Source organism: Sphingomonas sediminicola, from assembly GCF_014489515.1.
Classification (GTDB): Bacteria; Pseudomonadota; Alphaproteobacteria; order Sphingomonadales; family Sphingomonadaceae; genus Sphingomicrobium; species Sphingomicrobium sediminicola.
Window position 1 is genome coordinate 137094 of the sequence record NZ_CP060782.1, and the last position, 22976, is coordinate 160069.

17 protein-coding genes and 5 pseudogenes are annotated in these 22976 nt (G+C 63.4%); 13 read left to right on the forward strand and 9 right to left on the reverse strand.

The window, feature by feature from the left end; translation table 11 throughout:
• Positions 1–5 precede the first annotated feature (5 nt).
• Positions 6–1396: pseudogene (fumC, locus tag H9L14_RS00745) on the reverse strand (class II fumarate hydratase).
• Between the two features lie 105 nt (positions 1397–1501).
• A pseudogene (locus H9L14_RS00750) lies at positions 1502–1983 on the reverse strand (SspB family protein).
• Positions 1984–2031: 48 nt separating this feature from the next.
• Here H9L14_RS00750 and H9L14_RS00755 point away from each other — a divergent pair.
• Both H9L14_RS00755 and H9L14_RS00760 read left to right on the forward strand, forming a co-directional pair.
• Positions 2032–2408, forward strand: a pseudogene (locus H9L14_RS00755) (histidine triad nucleotide-binding protein).
• 69 nt (positions 2409–2477) lie between these two features.
• Entirely contained in the window at positions 2478–4052 is a 1575-nt protein-coding gene (locus H9L14_RS00760) for an amino acid permease (protein WP_246444295.1), read from the forward strand.
• 51 nt (positions 4053–4103) lie between these two features.
• Here H9L14_RS00760 and H9L14_RS00765 read toward each other — a convergent pair whose 3' ends face one another.
• Entirely contained in the window at positions 4104–5099 is a 996-nt protein-coding gene (locus tag H9L14_RS00765) for an adenosine kinase (protein WP_187708834.1), read from the reverse strand.
• 102 nt (positions 5100–5201) lie between these two features.
• On the opposite strand from H9L14_RS00765, the gene H9L14_RS00770 reads away from it, so the two are divergent.
• Positions 5202–5558, forward strand: a complete 357-nt coding sequence (locus tag H9L14_RS00770; RefSeq protein WP_187708835.1) for a hypothetical protein — start codon at positions 5202–5204, stop codon at positions 5556–5558.
• Here H9L14_RS00770 and queG read toward each other — a convergent pair.
• Positions 5522–6610 (reverse strand): tRNA epoxyqueuosine(34) reductase QueG, encoded by a 1089-nt coding sequence (gene queG / locus H9L14_RS00775; protein ID WP_187708836.1) that lies wholly within the window; start codon positions 6608–6610, stop codon positions 5522–5524. The genes H9L14_RS00770 and queG overlap by 37 nt on opposite strands.
• 34 nt (positions 6611–6644) lie before the next feature.
• Between queG and H9L14_RS00780 the strand changes: the two genes are divergently transcribed.
• The 3 genes from H9L14_RS00780 to H9L14_RS15335 are packed head-to-tail and all read left to right on the forward strand — an operon-like array spanning position 6645 to position 8808.
• Positions 6645–7610, forward strand: a complete 966-nt coding sequence (locus H9L14_RS00780) for an ABC transporter ATP-binding protein (RefSeq protein ID WP_187708837.1) — start codon at positions 6645–6647, stop codon at positions 7608–7610.
• Positions 7607–8443, forward strand: coding sequence for an ABC transporter permease (locus H9L14_RS00785; protein WP_246444297.1), 837 nt, complete (start codon positions 7607–7609; stop codon positions 8441–8443). The genes H9L14_RS00780 and H9L14_RS00785 overlap by 4 nt, the downstream gene beginning before the upstream one ends.
• On the forward strand, positions 8407–8808 hold the full coding sequence (locus H9L14_RS15335) for an ABC transporter permease family protein (RefSeq protein WP_246444298.1): 402 nt from the start codon (positions 8407–8409) through the stop codon (positions 8806–8808). The genes H9L14_RS00785 and H9L14_RS15335 overlap by 37 nt, the downstream gene beginning before the upstream one ends.
• On the opposite strand, the gene H9L14_RS00790 is transcribed toward H9L14_RS15335, so the two are convergent.
• Positions 8805–9680 (reverse strand): isocitrate lyase/PEP mutase family protein, encoded by an 876-nt coding sequence (locus tag H9L14_RS00790; protein ID WP_246444299.1) that lies wholly within the window; start codon positions 9678–9680, stop codon positions 8805–8807. The genes H9L14_RS15335 and H9L14_RS00790 overlap by 4 nt on opposite strands.
• Positions 9681–9831: 151 nt before the next feature.
• On the opposite strand from H9L14_RS00790, the gene H9L14_RS00795 reads away from it, so the two are divergent.
• Positions 9832–10098 carry an SPFH domain-containing protein gene (locus H9L14_RS00795; protein ID WP_187708838.1) on the forward strand — a complete coding sequence of 89 codons (267 nt, stop codon included), beginning with the start codon at positions 9832–9834 and terminating at the stop codon, positions 10096–10098.
• Between the two features lie 77 nt (positions 10099–10175).
• Here the strand turns inward: H9L14_RS00795 and H9L14_RS00800 are convergent, their stop codons facing one another.
• Positions 10176–10979 carry a LytR/AlgR family response regulator transcription factor gene (locus H9L14_RS00800; RefSeq protein ID WP_187708839.1) on the reverse strand — a complete coding sequence of 268 codons (804 nt, stop codon included), beginning with the start codon at positions 10977–10979 and terminating at the stop codon, positions 10176–10178.
• Positions 10976–12060: pseudogene (locus H9L14_RS00805) on the reverse strand (sensor histidine kinase). The gene H9L14_RS00800 and the pseudogene H9L14_RS00805 overlap by 4 nt, the downstream one beginning before the upstream one ends.
• Positions 12061–12244: 184 nt before the next feature.
• Between H9L14_RS00805 and H9L14_RS00810 the strand changes: the two are divergent.
• From H9L14_RS00810 to H9L14_RS00820, 3 genes are all read left to right on the forward strand, one after another.
• Positions 12245–12829, forward strand: coding sequence for an HD domain-containing protein (locus H9L14_RS00810; RefSeq protein ID WP_187708840.1), 585 nt, complete (start codon positions 12245–12247; stop codon positions 12827–12829).
• Positions 12830–12895: 66 nt separating this feature from the next.
• Entirely contained in the window at positions 12896–14755 is a 1860-nt protein-coding gene (locus tag H9L14_RS00815; RefSeq protein WP_246444300.1) for a M1 family metallopeptidase, read from the forward strand.
• Between the two features lie 69 nt (positions 14756–14824).
• Complete coding sequence (locus tag H9L14_RS00820) at positions 14825–17161, forward strand: putative bifunctional diguanylate cyclase/phosphodiesterase (RefSeq protein WP_187708842.1); 2337 nt, start codon at positions 14825–14827, stop codon at positions 17159–17161.
• Between the two features lie 5 nt (positions 17162–17166).
• Here the strand turns inward: H9L14_RS00820 and H9L14_RS00825 are convergent, their stop codons facing one another.
• Positions 17167–17451 carry an EF-hand domain-containing protein gene (locus H9L14_RS00825; RefSeq protein ID WP_187708843.1) on the reverse strand — a complete coding sequence of 95 codons (285 nt, stop codon included), beginning with the start codon at positions 17449–17451 and terminating at the stop codon, positions 17167–17169.
• 35 nt (positions 17452–17486) lie between these two features.
• Positions 17487–19847, reverse strand: coding sequence for a PAS domain-containing protein (locus H9L14_RS00830; protein ID WP_187708844.1), 2361 nt, complete (start codon positions 19845–19847; stop codon positions 17487–17489).
• Positions 19848–20004: 157 nt separating this feature from the next.
• On the opposite strand from H9L14_RS00830, the gene H9L14_RS00835 reads away from it, so the two are divergent.
• The 3 genes and pseudogenes from H9L14_RS00835 to H9L14_RS00845 all read left to right on the forward strand — a co-directional run bounded on the left by H9L14_RS00835 (position 20005) and on the right by H9L14_RS00845 (position 22974).
• Complete coding sequence (locus H9L14_RS00835) at positions 20005–21147, forward strand: acyl-CoA dehydrogenase family protein (RefSeq protein WP_187708845.1); 1143 nt, start codon at positions 20005–20007, stop codon at positions 21145–21147.
• Positions 21144–22201 (forward strand): annotated as a pseudogene (locus tag H9L14_RS00840) (enoyl-CoA hydratase/isomerase family protein). The gene H9L14_RS00835 and the pseudogene H9L14_RS00840 overlap by 4 nt, the downstream one beginning before the upstream one ends.
• The gene (locus H9L14_RS00845) at positions 22198–22974 is read left to right on the forward strand and encodes an enoyl-CoA hydratase (RefSeq protein WP_187708846.1); all 777 of its coding nucleotides are present in this window, start codon (positions 22198–22200) and stop codon (positions 22972–22974) included. Before H9L14_RS00840 ends, H9L14_RS00845 begins: the two are co-directional and overlap by 4 nt.
• Positions 22975–22976: the final 2 nt, after the last annotated feature.

Sequence of the window (22976 nt, forward strand, 5' to 3'; positions counted from 1 at the left end):
CTTGTCTAGCCGCCGATCATGTTCTCCGGCTTCACTACCCGATCAAAGGTTGCCTCATCGACAAGGCCAAGCTCAAGCCCCGCCTCCTTCAGCGTCTGGCCGGTCTTGTGTGCATGCTTCGCGATCGCCGCCGCATTGTCGTACCCGATCTCCGGAGCCAGGGCGGTAACCAGCATGAGCGAGCGGCTCATATGCTCGGCGATGCGGCTCTCGTCCGGCTGTAGCCCGTCGAGCAGCCGCTTGGTGAAGCTCTCCATGCCGGTGCTGAGCAGGTTGATCGAGCGGATCACATTGGCCCCGATCAACGGCTTGAACACGTTAAGCTCGAGGTGGCCCTGAAGACCGCCGATCGTCACCGCGACGTGATTGCCCATGACCTGCGCGCCGACCATCGTCAGCATTTCCGCCTGGGTCGGATTGACCTTGCCAGGCATGATCGAGCTCCCCGGCTCGTTCTCCGGCAGCTTCAGCTCGCCGAGGCCGGAGCGCGGGCCGGAGCCGAGCAGACGGATGTCGTTCGCGATCTTGGTCAGCGATACGGCAATTGTGTTCAGAATGCCCGAAAGCTCAACCATCGTGTCATGGGCGGCGAGCTCGGCGAACTTGTTCGGGCGCTCGTGAACGGAAGGCGCGTAAGGTTGGCCATCTCCTTGGCGAAGGCCTCCGCAAAGCCCTTGGGTGCGTTCAGGCCGGTGCCAACGGCCGTTCCACCCTGCGCCAGGCGATAGATCCTCGGAAGCACGCCTTCGACGCGCTCGATGTTGTCCGCGAGCTGTTGGGCGTAACCGGAGAATTCCTGTCCCAGCGTGAGCGGCGTCGCGTCCTGCAAGTGCGTCCGCCCGATCTTGACGATCTTGTCCCAGCGGCCCGCGAGGTCGACCAGACGGTCGTGCATCGTCTTTAGCGCCGGCAGGAGCCGGGCATTAATCGCCCTCGCGGCCGAGACGTGGAGGGCAGTCGGGAAGCTGTCGTTGGACGACTGGCCCTTGTTCACGTGATCGTTGGGGTGAACCGGCTCCTTGCCGCCGCGCGTCCCGGCCAGCTTTTCGTTGGCTCGCCCCGCAATCACCTCGTTCGCATTCATGTTCGACTGCGTGCCGGAGCCGGTCTGCCAGATGACCAGCGGAAACTGGCTGTCGAGATCGCCCCTGGCGACTTCGGCGGCTGCCTGCTGGATCGCTTCTGCGAGCTGCGGGTCCAAGCCTCCGATCCGGGCATTCACCCGCGCCGCGGCCTGCTTGATGAACCCCAAGGCGTGGACGATTTCGAGCGGCATCTGCTCGCGCGGGCCGAACGGGAAATTCTCGATCGACCGCTCGGTCTGAGCGCCCCAATAGGCGTCCGCGCGGACTTCAATCGGGCCGAAGCTGTCGGTTTCGGTGCGCGTGCTTTTCAAATGTTCCTCCGTCATCCCGGCCTCGATCCGGGACCCGCATCCTCGTTTGGGCGCATTGGAAGGCAGGCGGTCGCCGGGTCAAGCCCGGCACGACGAAAGCGCACGCTACTTCTTGCGAGTGAAGTCCACGTTGACGACGTTCGAGCCATCCTCGCCCGGCTCAACCTGGGGAGTGTCGTTCTCCGCTTCCTCATGTTCCTCGTGAAGGTCCTCGGCGCCGTTAGCCTGGAACTTGAGGCTGAAGTCGACGCACGGGTCCACGAAATCGGTGACCGCGGCGAACGGCACCTGAAGTGTCGACGGCACGCCTCCGAATGACAGGCCCACGGTGAAGCCGTCTTTCTCGACCTTCAGGTCCCAGAAGCGATGCTGGAGCACGATGGTCATCTCATCCGGGAAGCGCTCGGAGAGATGCTTGGGGATACTGACCCCCGGCATCTTGGTCTTGAAGGTGATGTAGAAATGATGGTCGCCGGGCAGTGCTCCGGTGCGCTCGACCTGCCCAGAACGCGGCCGACCACGTCGCGCAGAGCCTCCTGCACGATCTCGTCGTACGGGATGAGGCTTTCTGGAGTCTCGTCGCTCATAAGCAAAGGTGGTAGCGAGGCAGCGCCCCCGGTCAAGCGGAGTCCGCAATGCCAATCGATCCGACGCAACCCTATGACGACAATAATGTCTTTGCCCGCATCCTGCGCGGGGAACTGCCGTCGAAGAAGGTCTACGAGGACGATTTTGCCTTTGCATTTCACGACATAAACCCGCTCGCGCCGGTTCACATTCTCGTCATCCCGAAGGGGTCATACGTCTCCTGGGACGATTTCTCGGAAAGGGCTTCCGACGAGGAGATCGCCGGCTTCATCCGCGCCGTGGGCAGAATTGCCCGGGAAGAGGGACTCGTCGCGCAGGGGTATCGCATTCTCGCCAACATCGGAATGCGCGGAGGCCAAGAAGTGCCGCACCTCCACGCGCACATCTTCGGGGCGAGCCTCTCGGGCCGATGCTCGCGCGCTAGGGGATTGCCCTCTCGGGCTGAGCCGCTAGGCTCCGCCGCAAACCTATCTGCCATTTAAGGGGAGAATTGATGGCGACTGCCGCACCACGGGGCGTGCTCGGACGCATGATGCTGCGCAAGAGCGTGGCCCAGGTTCAAGAAGAGACCCGGACTAGCGAACTCAAAAGATCCCTCGGACCGTGGAATCTCGTCTTCCTCGGCATCGGCTGCATCATCGGCGCCGGCATTTTCGTCCGTACGGGCAATGCCGCCGCGCTCCACGCTGGCCCAGCGGTGCTCATTTCCTACCTGATCGCCGGCGTTGTCTGCGCGTTCGCCGGCCTATGCTACGCTGAGCTAGCCTCGACGCTCCCGGTGTCGGGCTCCGCCTACACCTACAGTTACACGACCATCGGCGAGTTCGCCGCATGGGTCATGGGCGCGCTGCTCCTCCTCGAATACGGTCTGGCGGCATCCGTCGTCGCGGTGGGTTGGTCGGGCTACATGGTCAGCCTGCTGGGCGACATGGGACTTCACATACCAGCCGATCTCACCGGTCCGACGGGTCATCCGATCATGGTCGACGGCGTGGCTACCGGCGCAAGCTATTTGTTCAACTTGCCCGCGTTCCTCGTCTGCGGCGCCCTGGCAATGTTGCTGGTGATCGGCGTCTCGGAATCGGCAAAGTTCAACAACGCCATCGTCGCCATCAAGGTGACGGTGCTGGTCGCATTCATCATCGTCGGCGGCTTCATCATTCTGAAGAACCTGCCGGCCTATACGCCCAACTGGGATCCGTTCATTCCGGCACCGACCGGAGAGAAGGGCGAGTTCGGCTGGAGCGGAATCCTCCGCGCCGCCTCGATCGTCTTCTTCGCCTACATCGGGTTCGAAGCGGTCTCGACCGCGGGCCAGGAAGCCAAGGACCCGGGCAAGGACATGCCTTTCGGAATCATCGGCTCGCTGCTCGCTTGCACGGTGATCTACATCCTGGTGTCGATCGTCCTGACGATGATCGTGAACTACAAGATGCTGAACGTGCCGGATCCCGTCGCCGTAGCCGTCGACGCTTTCGGTCCGCAGTGGGCGTGGTTCGCCAAGACCATCAAGGTCGGCGCGATCATCGGCCTGACTTCGGTCATCCTCGTGCTGATGTATGGACAGACTCGCATCTTCTATACGATGGCTCGCGACGGCCTGCTTCCGAAGCCTTTCGCCAAGGTCCACCCGAAGTTTCGCACGCCGTATATCAACACGATGCTCGTCGGCGTGATCGTGGCCTGTGCCGCGGGCTTCTTCGACATCAACACGCTGGGCGACATGACTTCGGTCGGAACGCTCGCGGCCTTCGGTATCGTCTGCTTGACGGTGATCTGGCTGCGCCGCACCCACCCAGACATTCCGCGCGGCTATCGCGTGCCACTCTATCCGGTGCTTCCGGCGCTCGGCATTCTCTCGTGCTTCGCGCTGATTTTCACCGTGGAGACAAGGGTGTTGGTCTTCTTCGCCTGGTACACAGGAGCGATGATCGTCCTCTACTTCGTCTACGGAATGAGGAACTCGGAGCTCGCCAAGGGCCACTTCGAGACCGGCGAGGGCGAGTTCCCGCTGTTCCCGGAGGACGCCCCGCTCGACGAAAAGGGCGAGCCCATCGTCCGTCCGTAACGACGGGAAAGTACCAAAAGTTGAGGGCGGTCCTTCGGGGCCGCCCTTTTCTTATTCGACCAAATCGCCTGCCAGCGCCTTGAGGTCCGCCTCGGGCCGAGCACCATAGTGCTGGATAACCTCGGCGGCCGCGATCGCGCCCATACGCAGCGACTCTTCGAGGCTCCGTCCGCGTGCCGAGCCGAGCAGGAAGCCGGCCGCGAACAGGTCGCCTGCGCCGGTCGTGTCGACCAGTTTGCCGATCGGCTCAGCGGGAACGTCGGCCCGCTCGCTGCCTCGGGTCGCCAGTGCGCCATCCTCGCTGCGGGTGACCACGAGCGTCTCGACTTTGTCCTTCACCGCGGCAACCGCGCTCTCGAGATGCGGGATTCCGGCGAGCGCCTCGATCTCGGCCTGGTTGGCGAAGAGGATGTCGATGCGGCCACCGTCGATCAGCTCGTTGAAGCCGTCGCGGTGACGATCGACACAGAACGTGTCCGACAGAGTGAACGCCACCTTCCGGCCCGCTTCACGTGCGACCTCGATCGCCCGGACCATCGCATAGCGCGGCGTTTCCGGGTCCCACAGATAGCCTTCAAGATAGAGGATCTTGGCCGAGCGGATCTGCTCCTCGTCGAGTGCGCTCGCCGGCAGATGCTGCGCAGCGCCCAGGAACGTGTTCATCGTCCGGTGGCCATCCGGAGTGACGAGAATCATCGACCGCGCAGTCGGAATGCCGATGTCGGAGGCAGGCGTTATGAACTCCACGCCCGCGGCAGTGAGGTCGTGCCGGTAGAATTGTCCAAGCTGGTCCGGAGCGACCTGGCCGATGAAGCCTGCGCGACCGCCAAACGCCGCGATCCCCGCAGCCGTGTTACCGGCCGATCCGCCGCTTACCTCGTGCGCAGGCCCCATGTGCGAGTAGAGCCGCTCGGCCTCTTCGGCGTCGATCAGGCGCATCGAGCCCTTCACCAGCCCTTCGGCGTCCAGGAAGTCGTCGGTTGCGTTGGCGATGACGTCGACGATCGCATTACCAATGCACAGAACGTCGAGGCGGCAGTCGGTCATGTAAGGGCACCTGTTGAATTTACGGGGGAAAGCGCGCGCCTAGCTTCGCCGGGCGCGGGCGGCAAGCTTGCCTCGCACCTCGACCGCCGCCATGACTAGGCGATGCGCCGTATCCTCTTAGTCGCCGCTGCCTTGTCGCTCGCCGGGTGTATGGCACGAGCGCCGCAGCCCGAGCCAGCGAAGCCGCCACCGGTCGTGGAGACTCCGCAGGCAAGGAGCAACCTGATCGGCATGTCGGCCGGCGAGTTGATCCAGCGCATGGGCCAGCCCGCGCTTCAGGTCCGCGAGGGACCGGGCCTCAAGCTGCAGTTTCGCGGACGCTCCTGCATCCTCGATGCCTATCTCTACCCACCGACCGAAGGGACTGGAGTCGAGCGTGTCACGCATGTCGACACGCGACTTGAGAACGGCAACGACACGTCTCAGCCTGCCTGCATCGCCTCGCTGACCCGCTCCTGAAGCCGGCTCATCGCCCAGCTAGCTGCCTCGGCGATTACTGGATCGGGATCGGAAAGGTGCGGCTCGACGCTTGCTGCGAGTGCCGCTGATCCACTGTTTCCGGCGGCGACCAGGCAATTGCGCACCATCCGGTTGCGGCCGATCCGCTTGATCGGCGAGCCCGCGAACATCTCGCGAAAGGCTGCATCGTCGAGTCCGAGCAAGTCCGCGAGTTGGGGCGCGGTGAGCTCTGCTCGAGGCAGGAACGCCTTATTGGCTGCCGCCGCCTCGGCGAACCGGTTCCACGGGCAAACCGCCAGGCAGTCGTCGCAACCGTAGATATGGTTCCCCATCGCTTCCCGGAGTTCGACTGGAATCGGCCCGTCATGCTCGATCGTCAGGTAGGATATGCACCTGCGCGCATCGATCCGATGGCTCGGCCCGATCGCTTGGGTCGGACAGGCATCAAGGCAGCGGGTGCAGGTGCCGCAGTGGACGCCATCGGTCGCGGGCTCATCCGGCTCAAGCTCCAGTTCCGTCAGGATCACGCCCAGGAACAGCCAGCTGCCATGCTCGCGCGAAACGAGGTTGGTGTGCTTGCCCTGCCATCCGATTCCGGCCGCTTGGGCCAGGGGCTTTTCCATCACTGGAGCCGTGTCGACGAACACCTTCAGTTCCGACGGCGAGCGCCCGACGATGAACCGCGCCAACGCCTTCAGCGCCTTCTTGACCGTCTTGTGATAGTCGCCGCCCTGGGCATAGACCGAGATGCGTCCGCGCTCCGCCTCGTCGGCGAGCACCATCGGGTCCGAAGCGGGCGCGTAGCTCATTCCAAGTGCGATCGCCGACTTCGCGCCCGCCCACAGAGCCGTCGGCGACACGCGATGGTCGGCGCGAGCCTCCATCCAGTCCATCGTCCCGTGATGCCCGGCCTCAAGCCAGCGCCGGATAGCGAGCCCGGCCGCATCGGCCGCATCCGCCCGCGTGAAGCCGCAGGCAACGAAGCCCAGGCGCTCGGCCTCGGCCCGTATTGCCTCCTTAAGGGTTTGGCTCCTATCCACAGGTCGCGCCATAGCTCGCAAATGCGGGTTTCTGTAAGGAATTCCAGTGCTTCGACAGGCCTCGCCGCAAAGCTGGACCAGCGAATATGCCGTCGAAGCCCGAAACCTGGTCAAAGACTTCGCCGAGAAGCGCGCGGTCGATGGCCTGAGCCTCGAGGTCCCGAAAGGCTCGATCTTCGGACTGCTCGGCCCGAATGGCGCGGGCAAGACGACCACGCTCCGCATGTTGCTCGGAATCATCGAGCCGTCATCGGGCGAGCGCTGCGTCCTCGGACATACGCGGCCGATCGAAGCGGCGCACCAGATCGGATACCTGCCGGAAGAGCGCGGCCTCTACCCCTCGATGAATGCGCGTGAAGGCATCGCTTTCATGGGTGCTTTGCGGGGCATGCATCTGTCTGCCGCGCGGCGCGGCGCCGATCAGCTTTTGGAAGAAAACGGGCTCGGCGACTGGGCGAAGAAGCCGATCCGCAACCTGTCGAAGGGAATGGCGCAAACGGTCCAGTTGCTCGGTACCCTCGTCCACGACCCACGCCTGATCATCCTCGACGAACCCTTTTCCGGCCTAGACCCTTTCAACCAGGGAAAGCTGGAGCGCGTGATCCGCGGCCGCGCTGCGGACGGCGTGACGGTCATCTTCTCGACCCACGTCATCGCTCATGCCGAGCGGCTGTGCGAGCAGATCGCGATCATCGCCGCCGGAAAGGTCGCCTTCAACGGCCGGGTCGACGAGGCCCGGGCGAAGCTCCGGCCGATCGTTCGGCTGCGAACGCGCGAAACTAACGGGCCCTGGCGCTCGGCGATCCCAAGCGATGCGCGGAACGAAGGCGGCGAGTGGATCTTCGAATTGCCTGAAACGGGTCCGGAGCCGTTGTTGAAGGCGCTGATCGATGGCGGCGCGGGTATCGAGACGTTGGCCATCGAGCGGCCCGGCCTTCACGAAGCGTTCGTGGCGATCGCCGGCGCGGCTGCCGCGCGGGCAATGGACGAACCCGAGGAGATCGCCCCATGAAGGAGCTCCTTCGCGCAGCCTTCGTGATCGCCCGCCGCGACTTCTCTGCGACCGTGCTTTCTCGAACCTTCCTGTTGTTCCTGCTCGGACCCTTCTTCCCTGTCCTAATGATCGCCGTGTTCGGTGCGGCAACCGCTCCGATGAGTGCAACCGAGCGCCCGACCGTCGGCGTCATTGCGCCGGCCGCGGAGTTCCAGCAGATCGACCAGGCGCGTAACCGGCTGCAGGACACGTTCGGCGCGATCTCGATGATCAATCTGCAGCGCGTCGAGCCCTCTAGCGAGCCTCAACAGGCTGCACACGTGCTTCGGAGCAGCAAGCCCGCCTTCATCGCAGTCCTGGACGGCGGCCTTGCCAATCCCCGCTTGGTCGGATCGGTCAGCGCGCAAAGCGGGACTGCAAAGCAGATTCGGCTGTTCATTGCGGAAGCACGGCGATCGACCGGCGCCGGAGACGCTGTCCATCTGCCGGTCCTGCTTACCAGTCCTTCCCCGAGCGCCCCCAACGCCGGAGCGCAGGCGCTTACCGCGCGCGGTGGGCAATCCCTGCTCTTCCTGCTGACGATTCTGCTGGCGGGCATGCTGCTGTCCCAGCTGATCGAGGAAAAGTCGAACAAGGTGATTGAGGTGCTGGCCGCCGCTGTTCCGGTAGACGCAATCTTCCTCGGGAAGCTGCTCGCCATGCTCGCCGCTTCGCTCACCGGGATCGCGATCTGGGCTGGTGTCGCCGCTGCCGCCGTTGCGGCCTTTGCCCCAACGGGCTCAGCGCGTTGCCGCCGCCTGCGGTGGGATGGCCGATGTTCGTCATTTTGGGCGTGGTCTATTTCGCCATGAGCTATTTGCTGCTCGGCGCGATCTTCCTCGGCATCGGCGCCCACGCGTCGAGCGCGCGCGAGGTCCAGACCCTGTCGATGCCGGTGACCATGGCGCAGGTCGTCATCTTCGCCCTCGCATCGATCGCTGTCGGCGCGCCGGACAGCAGTCGCGCGCTGGCCGCAGCGATCTTCCCGCTCTCATCTCCCTACGTAATGATCGCCCGTGCCGGCGAAGTCTCCGACCTGTGGCCGCACGTCATGGCGGTCGTCTGGCAACTTCTCTGGGTCGCCTTGTTCCTGCGCGTCGCGTCGAACATCTTCCGCAAGAACGTCCTCAAGTCCGGACCTGTCCGACAGAAACCACGGAAGCCTGCGCGAACTTAGCCGATCGCCTCGCGGGCCATTTCCTCGAGCTTCGCCATGAGCGCGCGGTGAGGGAAGGGGCCGTGGCTGATTCGCGCGACGCCGGCATCTGCCCACACCGACTTGGGCGGCGCTCCAGGGAAGGCGATGACGTTCAGCGGAAGCGGCACTTCACGGACGATGCGCTCGATCTGTGCGGGATCGGCGAGGCGAGGGACGAAGAAGCCGCTTGCTCCAGCGTCGGCGAAGGCCTTGCCGCGTTCGATTACCTGGTCGACCAGGGCGTCGCTGTAATCCTGCGTCTTGAGAAAGGCGTCGGTTCGCGCGTTGATGAAGAACGCATCGCCGACGGCGCGGCGGATCGCGGCTATCCGGCGAACCTGAAGGTCCAGCGGGTGGAGGCCTTCTCCGCCGATGACCTGGTCCTCGAAATTGCAGCCGACCGCGCCAGTGGCGGCCAGCTGAACCACGTTCGCGCCGCCCTGCTCGGGATCGTCTGAGTAAGCGCCCTCGAAATCGACGGTGAGAGGGATGTCGACCGCGTCAGCGATCCGCTTTGCATTGGCGAGCGTGAAATCCAGCGGGACCTGCTGCCCGTCGAGCCAACCCTGCGCGTCGGCCACGGGATGGCTCCCGGTCGCGAGCGCCTTCGCTCCGGCCTTTACGACCGCATGGGCGCTGCCGACGTCCCAGATATTATAGAGGATTACCGGACTTCCGGGAACGTGAAGCTCTGCGAACTGCTCGAATTTAGATGCCATCTGTTCGGCTCCGACCGATGTGAACGGCGCGCCAGTAGCATCCGGGATCCGGAATTGCATCGAAACTGTCTGGGCGAGCGTCGCCTGCAAGACATCGGATTTGCCGAGCGATGTTCCCTCAAATCGCTGCATTATATGAAGAATCCTGCTTCAAAATGGATTTCACTGCGCCTCCGGCTCTAAATATTCCGGTGCTGGAACAGAAAAGCGTGCCCAAGCGTATTGCCCACTCCGAGGTCTTGGCGCTAACCCAAGGGTCCTCAACCACAACAGGGAATTTGCGATGAAGAAGATTTCGACCGCTTTCGCAGTGGCCCTCGGCGCTGCTGCTCTCGCAGCGTGCAACCAGAGCCCGCAAGAGCAGGCCGCTGACAACATCGAGGCGAATGCTGAGAACGTTGCTGACACCATCGAGGCGAATGCCGAGAACGTCACCGACACGATGCAGGCGAATGCCGAGAACGCCGCCGACACGGTTCGCGCGGAAGGCGAGAATGCTGCTGATGCGACCCGCAACGGTGCGGACGCTGACGGCAACAGCGCCAACTAAGTTCATTCAGGCCGCTCGCACGCAGGCGGCTTGAAAGGGGCGCTCCTAACGGGGCGCCCCTTTTTTATGCCCTCAGCCTAGTGGACGAAGCGCGCGACGACGTCGCGGTACGACCGGCTCACCTTCACTTGAGCACCGGAATCCAGCACGAGGAAGCATTCGCCGTTGGTGTGCGGCTTCACCTGCCGGACGAGATCGAGATTGACGATCGTCGAGCGGTGGACGCGCTGGAAGCGGCGCGGATCAAGGCGCTTCTCTAGGTCCTTCATCGTCTCGCGCAGGATCAAGGTGTTGTCGCCGGTCTGGATGCACATGTAGTCACCTGCGGCATCGATCCGCTCGATCGTGTCCACGTCGACGCGGAAGATCTGGCCCTGGTCCTTGATGTTGATCATCTTCTCGAAGCGATCGGGTGCGGGGCCTTCGGGCGCTGCATCCGCCAGCTCTTCGGCGGCTTCCGGCGCATGCTCTGCAAGCGCCTCTTTCAGCCGCTCGGCTTCGCCGGCGCTGCGCTTTTCGGAAAGACGCTGACGCACACGGTCAAGAGTGGCCGCCAGCCTGTCTTCCTCGACCGGCTTCATCAGGTAATCGACCGCCTGCGCCTCGAATGCGCGGAGCGCGTGGTCGCCATAGGCCGTCACGAATACGAATAGAGGCGGCTCCACGTCCATCAGGCCCTGGATCACGGAAAAGCCGTCGAAACCGGGCATCTGGATGTCAAGGAAGACGAGGTCGGGCTTGTGGGTCTTGATCGCCCGGATGGCCTCACGCCCGTTGGCGGCGGTAGCCACCACCTCGACGTCGTCGTGCGCCTCAAGGCGCAACTGAAGCCCCTGAGTCGCAAGCGGCTCGTCGTCGACGAGCACGGTGCGGATGGTCATGTGTCCTTGTCTCCGGTTTCGTAGGGAATTTCGATGATAACGCTGAAGCCCCCTTGTCGTTCTCTCTCGTCGTAAAGCCATGGGCCGGGCCGTAGGCTTGCGTCAAACGGTCCCGAATGTTCGCCAGTCCGACTCCGGTGGAAGGACTTGCAGAAAGTTCGGAGCCTTCGCCGGTTCCATTATCGGCCACTTCGATGCGCACAGCCTGCCCCTCGCGATGCGCGGTGATCCAGATGTCCGCGCCATCCTCGCTCGGCGTGACCGCATATTTGATCGCATTCTCGATCAAGGGCTGCAGCAGCAGCGACGGCAGCCTCGCGCCGATCGTCTCGGACTCGATCTTGAAGTGCGGCCGTAGCCGGTCTTCGAAGCGCATCTTCTCAATTTCGAGATAGAGCTTCAGGGTTTCAACCTCCTGCGCCAGCGTCACCTTGGCCGTCGGCTCGTTGGCGAGCGTGTAGCGAAGGAAGGATGACAGCCGCGCCAGCATCGCATTGGCCCGTTCCGTCTGCTTCAGAAGCACCAGGGTCGAGATCGAGTTGAGCGTGTTGAACAGGAAGTGCGGATTGAGCTGGTAGCGGAGCATCGCGAGCTGAGCCGTCGACGCCTGGCTTTCCAGCCGCTCGCGCTGCTTGATCTCCCCTTCGAGCAGCAGGAAGTAATTGATGCCGTAATAGAGCGCGGCCCAGGCCGCGAGCAGTGCGAAATTGAGCAGGATGGCACTGAGATAGGTGCGCGGGCCAAGCTCCAGGTTCGGCTTGAGGAAGGTGGCGACGCTCCAAGTCTCGATGATCGAGAAGACGGTCGAGGCCAGGACTACCACGGCCAGCGACAGGACCAGGGTGAAGAGCGGCCGCATGACGATCAGCCGCCGGAACAGCGACGCCATCAGCAGGGTCAGCGAATAGCCGGTCGCGGTGAGCAGCGCGGTGTGGACGATCCAGATCGCGCCCATGCTGTTGGAAAAACCGGAGAGCGAACGCAGGATGAAATAGCCGGTCCAGCCGGCGCTCTGGAGCAGCCAGAATGCGCGGTTCTTGTCGTCGAAGAAGGGACGGTCGAGACCGACCCCGCGTGCGATCGGAGCCGCGGGCGAGCGGTCGGCGGAAGGCTTTGCTCCCCCGCTCGCCCGCTTCCCAGCCCGTGCTGCTGCTTCAATACCGCGCTATCGGTTGCCATCTCCGGTTGAGATATAGAGAGGCAAATCGGCCATTGCGAGCAGCAGCGGGAAGGGGCAATCCGTTTCCGCCACGGGAGAGGCACGGATGAACGAACACGCACCGCGCGCGAAGTTTCGCAGCATGGACGAGGGCACGGCCGAGGATTGGGCGTTGATCGGCAGCCATTTCTTTCCTTACGCCAAGGGCCTTCCCGAGCGCGTGTTGACCCACCTCAAGCTGCTGGACGGCGACTACGGCGGCTTCCCGATTGACCGGCTGCAGCATTCCTTACAGACCGCGACCCGCGCGCACCGGGGAGGAGAATCCGAGGATTACGTCGTGATGGCGCTCCTCCACGACATTGGCGACACGCTCGGAACGCTCAATCATCCCGACATCGCCGCCGCGATCATCAAGCCCTTCGCCGATGAAAAGCTGCACTGGATGTGCGAGCACCACGGCATCTTCCAAGGCTATTATTTCTTTCACTACCTCGGGATGGATCGCGACATGCGCGAGCAGTTCCGCGGGCATCCGCATTTTGAGGACACTGCCCGGTTCTGCGAGCTCTACGACCAGACGGCCTTCGACGAGACCTACGATACGGCGCCGCTCGAATTCTTCGAGCCGATGGTGCAGCGCTTTTTCTCGGCACCTAAACGCTCGATCTACGTTAGCACCGCCGAATAAGGATCCTTCATGACGTTCTTACGTACGGCCGTTGCCGCGGCCGCTCTCGTGCTTGCCGGCTGTCAGATGTCCGAAGACAACAGCGCGGCGCCGGCGGAAAATCAGCAGGAAGCGCAGATCGCGCCGATCCTCACGACTCCGGAAGCCAAGGATACGGCCAGCTACGCGCGGCCGCTGGAAGCGCGGGTTCACCACATCGCGCTCGACCTTAACGTCGACTTCGAAGCGAAGCGCATAGGCGGAACTGCGACGCTCGATATCGATCGCAAGCCCGACGCCAAGGAAATCGTCCTCGATGACAAGGGCCTGGAGATCGAGAGCATCGCCGATGGCGCGGGCCAGCCGCTGCAATGGAAGGTAGGCGCCGCCGATCCCAAGCTCGGGTCGCCTCTGGCGGTGACGCTAGGACCCGACACGAAGCGGTTGGTGATCAAGTACAAGAGTGCTCCGGACGCGGGAGCTCTCCAGTGGCTGACGCCTGAGCAGACTGCGGGGAAGAAGAAGCCCTATCTCTTCAGCCAGGGTCAGGCGATCGAGAACCGGACTTGGATTCCGACGCAGGATTCACCCGGAATCCGCCAGACCTGGGAGGCGACCATCCACGTCCCGGCCGGGCTGACCGCGGTGATGAGCGCACCGAAAGCGGCTGAGCCAATCACCCAGGGCGGAGAAAGCGTTTTCTCCTATCGGATGGACCACAGCGTCGCGCCCTACATGATCGCGATCGGGGTAGGGGACCTGGCGTTCAAGTCGCTTGGCCCCCGGACCGGCGTCTGGACCGAGCCGGTCATGCTCGACCGGGCAGCGAAGGAGCTCGAAGACACGGAGAAAATGGTCGAGGCCGCCGAGAAGCTCTACGGCCCTTACCGCTGGGGACGCTACGACCTGCTCGTCCTTCCGCCGGCCTTCCCGTACGGCGGGATGGAAAATCCGACGCTCACATTCCTGACTCCGACCTTCATTGCCGGCGACAAGAGCCTTGTCAGTCTTGTTGCGCATGAACTTGCGCACAGCTGGTCGGGCAATCTGGTGACGAATGCGACCTGGGCGGACAGCTGGCTCAACGAAGGCGTTACCTCCTATTTCGAAAACCGGATCATGGAGGCCCTCTACGGTCCGCGTCGCGCAAGGCAGGAGGCAGCGCTCAGCTTCGACGAAATCGAGAAAGCGTTCGCCGAAGAAGGCCGCAACGCTCCCATCACCCGGCTGAATCTGCCGCCCGCGCAGGCGGTGCCGGACGGCGGAACGAGCGGAATCATCTACGACAAGGGCGCGGTTTTCCTTCGAACGATGGAAAAAATTGTCGGCCGCGAAAAATGGGATGCCTATCTGCGCTCCTACTTCGATCGCCACGCCTTCCAGCCGATGACCTCGGCGCTCTTCCTGGCCGACATGCGCGCGAATCTCGTGAACGGCGACAAGGCACTCGAGCAGAAGCTCCAGCTTGACGATTGGGTCTACAAGCCAGGATTGCCGTCGAACGTCGTTCGCCCGGATCCGGCAGCGTTCGCCGAAGTCGATCAGGCGGTTAAGGCCTTTGCATCAGGCGGCCCTGTCCCGGCTGCTTTCGGCAGCTGGACTACCGCCGAAAAAATGCGTTTTCTCAACAAGTTGCCAAGGAAGATGCCAACTGCGCGCCTTGAAGAGCTGAACCGGCGCCTGAAGCTGAATGAAGTGGGCAATTACGAGGTCATGTTCTCGTGGCTCGACCTTGCAATCCGCAATCGCTTCGATCCCGCGGTGCCGGCGCTGGAGAGGTTCCTGACCACTCAGGGACGGCGCAGGTTCGTCAGACCATTGATCGAAACGCTTGCGGAGGATCGGCAGTGGGGGCGCCCGATCGCGGTGCGGATTTATAGGGTCGCACGGGCCTCTTATCACCCGATTACGCAGCGTGATTTGGACAAGCTAAATCTGACGAACTGAGGTCGGTTCTTAACCGCGTCTCAACCCTCTTCAGCTACCGCTCGCTGAGACCAGATTTAGCGAGCGCTGATGTACGAAGCTCCCGACCGTTACAAGCGGATGATTGCGGCGCGCCTGCCCGATGGCGAGTCCCTTGGACTTGCCAGTGAGCAGGACGACAATGCGAGTTCACCGCTGAAGGACGCCCAGCTGATCTCGCGGGCTCAGCTCGCACCCTTTTTCGCGGCCGCGAACATCGTCGCCGCGGTGATGATGATCGCTGCCTTGTGGGATGAGGTAAGCTCCGTGCTACTGCTCCCCTGGCTGGGCGCCGTCGCCATCGTAAACCTCGCCGCGATGCAAATCGCGAAGACCCAGTCGATCACCCACGTCGGTCGATCGGGACGGAAGATCCCCGACTGGATGTTGGTGGGGGAAGTGCTCGCTCGCGCTGCGATCTGGTTGTCGATCCCTCTCTACTTCTTCACGACGATCCCGCCCGGAGCGCAGGTCATCGCAGCGTCGATCGCTGCGGGTCTCGGCATCGCCGGGCTCGGCCTGGTGGTCCATCCGCGCTCCGCCATAGGGTGGATGTCGGCGTTCACGGCCGGCCTTTGCGGAGCCCTGTTCCTGGGACGGGACACGGTGCCGTTTCCGCACATGCTATCGATCCTGTTCACGTTGGGAGTTTCCATCTTCGGCGTCCTCAACGTCGCCCGCTGGGCGTTCGAGCAGTTGAGGACGAACGCCGATTTCAGCGCCCAGAGCGAGAGCGCGAGCCTGCTTCTGCAGGAGTATGAACAGCGCGGCGTGGGCTGGCTGTGGCAGGTCGATGCGGAAAATCGCGTCACCTACATCAGCTCGCGAATGACGGCCCTGCTGGGCCGACCGGCCAGCGCCTTGCTCGGCCATTCGATGCCTTCCCTGCTCGGCGGAAATGCGGAGCTCGGGCGCAAGCTGCTCGAGAAACAGCCGTTCAATCAGCTTGACATGGAGCTTCAGACAGCACGCGGACCGCGATGGATCTCGATCGCGGGCGACCCGATTATCGATACCGCCGGCCGTTTCGAAGGCTTCCGCGGCGTCGGCAGCGACATCACCGAGATGCGCCAGACGCAGGAGCGGCTGACCCACCTCGCCAACATGGATGTGCTTTCCGGACTTCCGAACCGCGGCCGGGTGCGCCAGCTGCTCGGCGATTGCCTCCGCGCCGCGACGGCATCCAGCGTCCCCTGCGCGATCCTCTTCCTCGATCTCGACGGCTTCAAGCCGGTCAACGACACGTTCGGTCACCCGAAGGGAGATGCCGTGCTCCGCGCGGTCGCCAAGCGACTCGTCGACGAGGTAGGCGCCGACGGTCATGTCGGACGCATGGGCGGCGACGAGTTCGCCATCGTCATCGTCGACGCGCAGAGCCGCAAGAAGGTCGAACAGCTCGCCGATCGCATCATCGTTGCGATCAAGGAGCCGTACATGATCGACCAGACCGAGATCCGGATCGGCGTGTCGATAGGCTGCGCCTTCGGCCCGATCGATGGCGCCACGGTCGACGACCTGATCCTCAAGGCCGATCTTGCCCTCTACCAGGCAAAGGATTCCGGCCGCGGCGTCGCGCGGTACTTCTCGTCCGAGCTCCAGTCGGAACAGGAAGATCGCGTCCGGCTCGAGAACGATCTGCGCCAGGCGGTTGCGGCGAAGCAATTTCACCTCGTGTTTCAGCCGCTCGTCAGCGCGAAGACGCAAAAGCTCGTCGGGTTCGAGGCCCTCATCCGCTGGAACCATCCGCAGCGCGGGTTCGTCCCGCCCAACGTCTTCATCCCGGTCGCCGAGGAAACTGGCCTGATGGTCGCCATCGGCGAGTGGGTGATCGACGAGGCGTGCCGCGCCGTCGCCACGTGGCCAGACCCGATCACCCTGGCGCTCAACATCAGCCCTAAGCAGATCGTATTGCCGTCGCTGCCCAACGTTGTCAGCGAGGCCCTGTCGCGTTGGAAAGTCCCGGGCAACCGGATCGAGCTAGAGGTTACCGAAGGCATATTCCTTGGCGACAATGGCCCGACGCTCGACGTGATGAAGCGCCTTCGTGCCCTTGGCGTCGGCATTGCGCTAGACGATTTCGGCACCGGCTATTCGTCGATTGGCTATCTGAACAAGGCGATCTTCCACAAGCTCAAGATCGACGGCAGCTTCGTCCGCGAAGCGGGCTCGCGCCCTGAGAACGTCGCTATCATCAAGTCGATCGTTCAGCTGGCTAAAAGCTTCCGCATGTCGGTCACCGCGGAAGGTGTGGAGACTGCCGAAGACTTCGAGCGCATGCGTGAACTCGGCTGCGACACGATCCAGGGTTACCTCTTCGGCAAGCCTTTGTCCTACGAGCGCGCGAACCAGATGGTTGTCGGGCTCGGCGCTAAGAGGCTAGCCGGCTAATCCGGTCAATAGCGGGCGATGATGAACTCCCGCGCCCGCTCGTACTCATAGGGTGTCACCCGGCCATCGCCGTCACCGTCGGCGATTTCCTTGAACTCGAGCGCGGCGGGCTGAGCCTCCTGGACCGAGATGATCCCGTCCCCGTTCGTGTCGAACCGACGCTTCGCCCACTGATTGAGGACCCAGTCGCGCTCGAACAGCTCGACTGCGCGCGGGTTGAATGCCGCGTTGGATGCGGAGGGAGGAGTTGCCGCCTGCACGGCCAGCAAGACGACAAGCGCATCGAACATCGGAGGTCAAACGCTCCGATGCGGAGCTTGTGCCGTCAGGCTCGAAGCGCTGACCGAACCGCCTTGGAAAGAGCCTCGGCTCGGAACGGCTTGGTCAGTAGCGGCGCATTGGGTGCGATGCGCTTGATCGAGTCCGTTTCGCTGTAACCGGAGACGAACAGAATCGGCTGTAGTGGCTGCTTGGACAGGATCCGGCTCGCGACATCCGCTCCGGACAGGCCGGGCATGATGAAGTCGAGGACGACGAGATCCGGCGGCTCCGCCGCGAAGGCGCTCAGACCCGATTTGCCGTCGGCCGCTTCCCGAACACTGTATCCTTCCTCGGCAAGGGATTCGCTGATGAACGCCCGGACGTCCGGGTCGTCGTCGATGACGAGAATGCGCTCGGCTGCCACCTCGCGGTGAGCCGTGGCCTCGTCCGACTCGCTCGCTCCAGAATGGTCGGCCGCGCGACCGGCGACCCTGAAATAGATCCTGACGGTCGTGCCCTTGCCTGGCTCGCTTTCGATCCGGGCGACGCCGCCGGACTGCCGAGCCATGCCGTACACCATCGACAGTCCAAGGCCGGTGCCCTTGCCGACTTCCTTAGTGGTGAAGAACGGCTCGAACGCACGATCGAGCACGTCTTCAGGCATTCCAACGCCCGTGTCGCTAATGCAAAGCTCGATATACTCGCCGTCCTCGAGGCCCGGGTCGTTGGCGATCTCGACGGGACGAGAAACGAACGACAACACGCCACCGTTGGGCATGGCATCGCGCGCGTTGATGGCGAGATTCAATACCGCGACTTCGACCTGCGTGGGATCCGCGAGCACCGGCTTAAGGTTCTCGTGCAGATCGAAGTTCTTCTCGATGCCTGGGCCGAGGACGTTGCGCAGCAGAGGCCGCATGTTCTCGATCAGTGGAGCGATATTGGTTGCGCGCACTTCGAGCCGCTGCACTCGGCTGAACGCCAGGAGCTGGCCGGTCAGCCGCGCGCCGCGCTCGGCGGCAGTCAGTGCGTTGGTTGCATATTTGCGAAGCTTCTCGTCCTCGATCCGCTTCGAAATCAGGTCCAGCCCGCCCACGACCACCGTCAGCAGGTTGTTGAAGTCGTGCGCGATGCCGCCCGTGAGCTGGCCGAGAGCCTCCATCTTTTGGCTCTGGCGAAGCTGCTCCTGCGCCGCCTTCAGCTCCGTGATGTCGCGCGCTTCGAAGAGAAGGTAGATGATGGTTCCATCCTGGTCGCGGACCGGCTGCACAGAGACGTCCAGGTGCGCGGTGGGCAGCCCCTCGCGCTCCATCCGGATCTCGGCGGTGAAGATATGGCCTTTCGCAGCCTGCGCGATGCCTTTCTTCATTGTCTGGATGTGTTGCGGATAGGCCTGCATGGTCGGCGAATTCCACAGCTTCTGCCCGATCGCATCGTCGGGATTCGGGTGCCGCCAGATCTCGCGCCGGTTGTTGACGGCAAGGACGGTGCCGTCGGGCTCTAGGAGAACCATGACTTCCAGTGCGGCTTCGAACACCGCTCGGAACTGAGCTTCGCGCCGTGCTAGCTCGGCGGTGCGCTGTTCGACCTGTCTTTTGAGGTCGAGCTCGGCTTCCTTCGCGACAGTGATGTCGGTGGCCGCTCCAATGAAGCCCGCCAGCTCGCCGTCAGGGTTAAAACGCGGCGAAGAGGTGCTCTTCAGCCATCGCCATTCGCCGTCGCCGCGCTTGTAGCGGCCCTCCAGCGTGAACGTTTCGAGGGATGCTTCCCCGGCAATCGATTCTGCGACGATCCGGTCATGGTCATCTGGATGAATCTTTGTCCGCCAGTCGAGCGTGCAGGCCTCCTCACGGCTTCCGCCGACGAATGCCATGTAAGCATCGTTGACGAAGTCGCGCGTCCGGTCGAGCCGTGTTACCCACATCAAAACCGGGGCCTGGTTGGCGATCCGGCGAAAACGCTCCTCGCTTTCCCGAAGCGCTCGCTCGGCAGTTCGGTGCTCGGTGACGTCGAGCACCAGCGCGACGATCGAGCGTGCGCGTCCATCGGGCCCGATCTGCGGCACGTATTCGGCCTGGACCGCCAGCGGTCCACGCGTTGGGTGCGGAAAGTCGGCGGCGAACCATTGCCGCTCGCCCGCATAGGCCGCGTCGAACAGCGGCTTGCGGATTGCGTAAACCTCGTCCCCCAAGAGCTCCTTCGCCGTCAGGCCGAGAATGCTCGAGCGAGGGCGCTCGAAGAATTCCGCAAAGGCCTTGTTGATGAATCGATAGCGCTGCTCTTCATCGAGGTAGGCGATCGGCATCGGCAATGCATCGGCCACGGCAAGGATGGACGCGAAATCGAAGCCACCGGTCGCGGCATTCGCGCGCTCCTGCACAGGCTGCGCAGCGCCACTTTTCAATGCCTTGGCACCGTCGCTCATGACCGGCTCATGCTGAAACGATTTCCCCAAGAGTCACGCGCGAAGCGTCGCGGATCGGAACTCCGACGGATTCAACCGCGCGAAGGGTGCGCGGTTCCTTGGTGTCCCATGGCTGGCGTCTTGCTGACCGCTGTGCCTCAGCTTACAGGCCGCCGCCATGCATCAATTCGAGCTTACTGAGGACCAGCTCCAGATTCAGGAGATGGCGCGCAAGTTCACTGCGGACGCGATCACTCCGAACGCGGCCGAGTGGGACGAGAAGCACATCTTCCCGCGCGATACGATCCGCGAGGCGGCCGAGCTCGGCTTCGGCGCCATCTATGTCAGTGAGGAGAGCGGCGGCATCGGCCTTGGCCGGCTCGAAGCCGCGCTGATCATGGAGGCGATGGCTTACGGCTGCCCGTCGACCAGTGCCTTCATCTCCATCCACAACATGGCGTCGTGGATGATCGACCGCTTCGGTTCGCCCGAAGTGAAGCAGAAATATCTGCCTTCGATGATCACGATGGAGAAAATCGGCAGCTACTGCCTGACCGAGCCCTCGTCCGGCTCCGACGCGGCGGCGCTCAGGACAAAGGCCGTGCTCGACGGCGACCATTATGTGGTCAGCGGCTCCAAGGCGTTTATCTCGGGCGGTGGCGAGAACGAGGTTTACGTGACCATGGTGCGAACGGGCGACGATGGCCCAAAGGGCATTACCGCACTGGTCATCGACAAGGACATGAAGGGCGTCAGCTTCGGCGCTCAGGAAAAGAAGCTTGGCTGGCATTCTCAGCCGACCGCGCAGGTCAATTTCGACGAGGTCCGTGTCCCCGTAGCCAACCGCGTGGGCGGCGAAGGCGAGGGCTTCCGCATCGCCATGATGGGACTCGACGGCGGGCGGCTGAACATCGGCGCCTGTTCATTGGGCGGTGCGCAGCGCTGCCTTGACGAGGCCGTCGCCTATACGAAGGATCGCAAGCAGTTCGGGCAGGCGATTGCCGATTTCCAGGCGACGCAGTTCACGCTCGCCGACATGGAGACCGAGTTGCAGGCGGCTCGCTACCTGCTTTACGTAGCGGCCGCCAAGGTCACCGCGAACGCTGCGGACAAGACGCGCTTTGCGGCCATGGCCAAGCGCCTTGCAACCGACACTGGCTCTTCCGTTGTCGACCGCGCACTGCAACTCCATGGCGGCTACGGCTATTTGATGGACTATCCGATCGAGCGCTTCTGGCGCGACCTTCGCGTCCACTCGATCCTCGAGGGCACGAATCAGGTCATGCGGGTCATCGTCAGCCGGGACATGCTCCGCCAGTGACCGACGACGTCCTGTTCTCAACCGATCGCAATGTTGGCCGGATTCGACTGAACCGTCCAAAGGCGATTCACGCGCTGACGCGCGAAATGTGCGACGCCATGAGCGAAGTCCTGCTCGCGTGGCGCGAGGACCCGTCGATCCAGGTCGTCGTCATCGATCATGCCGAGGGCCGCGGCTTCTGCGCCGGTGGCGATGTGGTCATGCTGGCGCGGAGCGGCGCGAGCGATGCGAGCGACGCCAAGCACTTCTTCTTCAGCGAGTATCGCCTCAACCACCTGCTGTTCACTTTCCCGAAGCCGACCGTTGCGATCATGGACGGCATCACCATGGGGGCGGCGTCGGGATTTCTCTGCCGTGCGAATATCGTATCGCGACCGAGGCGACGCGTCTCGCAATGCCCGAAACCGGCATTGGCCTTTTCCCGGACGTCGGTGGCGGCTGGTATCTGTCGCGGCTGCCCGGACGCGTCGGCCAGTTCATGGCGCTGACCGGTGCCCGGCTCGATGCTAGCGAGTGCCTCTACCTTGGCCTTGCCACCAATTACGTCGAGCAGTCGTCGCTGGAGGAATTGCACGATCGCATCCTGAAAGCCCCCACTCGTTTGAAGGGCACGCTGGGCTCCGTTTCCGCCACCCCGCCCGAAGCAAAGATCGAGGCAAACCTTGCGGCGATCACTCGCTTGTTCGCCTCGGACAAGCTGGAAGATGTGCTCGCCGCTCTGGACGCCGACGAAAGTGACTGGGCGAAAACCGAACTTGCAACCCTGCAGTCCAAGAGCCCGCTGTCGTGCAAGGTCTCGATGCGGCTTCTTGCCGAGGGCGCGGTCCGCTCGAGCTTCGCGGAGGAGATGCGCGCCGAATATGCGCTAGCGGGCCGGATCGTCCGCACTCATGACTTCCGCGAGGGCGTCCGCGCATTGCTGATCGACAAGGACAACAGCCCCCAGTGGGACCCGCCGACGCCGGAACAGGTCGACGGCGAGATGCTCGACGTCCTGTTCGCGCCGCTTCCCGACCGCGAAGCGTGGATCCCATTTCCGGAGACCGGAGAATGACCGACTACAACACCATCCTCGTCGATAAGCGCGGCGCTGTGACGCTCGTCACGCTGAACCGGCCGCAGGCCCTCAACGCTCTCAACAGCGAAGTGCTCAAGGAGCTGATCGAGGTCTTCGCGGCCTATGACGCCGACAACAGCCAGCATTGCCTGGTACTGACGGGTTCTGAGAAAGCCTTCGCCGCCGGCGCCGACATCAAGGAAATGCAGTCGCAGGGCTTTGCCGACATGTATTCGGCCAACTTCTTCGGCGGCTGGGAGCAGGTCACCTCCACCCGCAAGCCGTGGATCGCGGCGGTCGCGGGCTATGCGCTCGGCGGTGGCTGCGAAGTCGCGATGATGGCCGACTTCATCATCGCTGCCGACACCGCGAAGTTCGGCCAGCCAGAGATAAAGCTCGGCGTGACGCCGGGTATGGGCGGGTCGCAGCGGCTGGCGCATGCAGTCGGCAAGGCCAAGGCAATGGAGATGTGCTTGACTGGCCGGATGATGGACGCCGCCGAAGCGGAGCGCTCAGGCCTCGTCGCCCGCGTGGTTCCTGCCGCCGATTTCCTCGCCGAAGTCATGAAAACCGCCGACGCGATCGCCGGAATGGCGCCGCTCGCGGCAATCGCGAACAAGGAAATGGTCAACGCCGCGTTCGAGATGCCGCTGAACCAGGGCATCCGCTTCGAGCGCCGCCTTTTCCACGGCCTGTTCGGAACCGAGGACCAGAAGGAAGGCATGACCGCCTTCGTCGAGAAGCGGCCCGGTAATTGGAAAGGGCGCTGAGC

Coding starts and splice junctions, on each gene's coding strand:
- queG (WP_187708836.1), bottom strand. CDS start 6,610: ATGGCGCGACCTGTGGATAGGAGCCAAACCCTTAAGGAGGCAATACGG.
- H9L14_RS00830 (WP_187708844.1), bottom strand. CDS start 19,847: ATGAGCGACGGTGCCAAGGCATTGAAAAGTGGCGCTGCGCAGCCTGTG.
- H9L14_RS00815 (WP_246444300.1), top strand. CDS start 12,896: ATGTCCGAAGACAACAGCGCGGCGCCGGCGGAAAATCAGCAGGAAGCG.
- H9L14_RS00825 (WP_187708843.1), bottom strand. CDS start 17,451: ATGTTCGATGCGCTTGTCGTCTTGCTGGCCGTGCAGGCGGCAACTCCT.
- H9L14_RS00845 (WP_187708846.1), top strand. CDS start 22,198: ATGACCGACTACAACACCATCCTCGTCGATAAGCGCGGCGCTGTGACG.
- H9L14_RS00765 (WP_187708834.1), bottom strand. CDS start 5,099: ATGACCGACTGCCGCCTCGACGTTCTGTGCATTGGTAATGCGATCGTC.
- H9L14_RS00760 (WP_246444295.1), top strand. CDS start 2,478: ATGGCGACTGCCGCACCACGGGGCGTGCTCGGACGCATGATGCTGCGC.
- H9L14_RS00810 (WP_187708840.1), top strand. CDS start 12,245: ATGAACGAACACGCACCGCGCGCGAAGTTTCGCAGCATGGACGAGGGC.
- H9L14_RS00835 (WP_187708845.1), top strand. CDS start 20,005: ATGCATCAATTCGAGCTTACTGAGGACCAGCTCCAGATTCAGGAGATG.
- H9L14_RS00795 (WP_187708838.1), top strand. CDS start 9,832: ATGAAGAAGATTTCGACCGCTTTCGCAGTGGCCCTCGGCGCTGCTGCT.
- H9L14_RS00820 (WP_187708842.1), top strand. CDS start 14,825: ATGTACGAAGCTCCCGACCGTTACAAGCGGATGATTGCGGCGCGCCTG.
- H9L14_RS00800 (WP_187708839.1), bottom strand. CDS start 10,979: ATGACCATCCGCACCGTGCTCGTCGACGACGAGCCGCTTGCGACTCAG.
- H9L14_RS00770 (WP_187708835.1), top strand. CDS start 5,202: ATGCGCCGTATCCTCTTAGTCGCCGCTGCCTTGTCGCTCGCCGGGTGT.
- H9L14_RS00790 (WP_246444299.1), bottom strand. CDS start 9,680: ATGCAGCGATTTGAGGGAACATCGCTCGGCAAATCCGATGTCTTGCAG.
- H9L14_RS00785 (WP_246444297.1), top strand. CDS start 7,607: ATGAAGGAGCTCCTTCGCGCAGCCTTCGTGATCGCCCGCCGCGACTTC.
- H9L14_RS15335 (WP_246444298.1), top strand. CDS start 8,407: ATGTTCGTCATTTTGGGCGTGGTCTATTTCGCCATGAGCTATTTGCTG.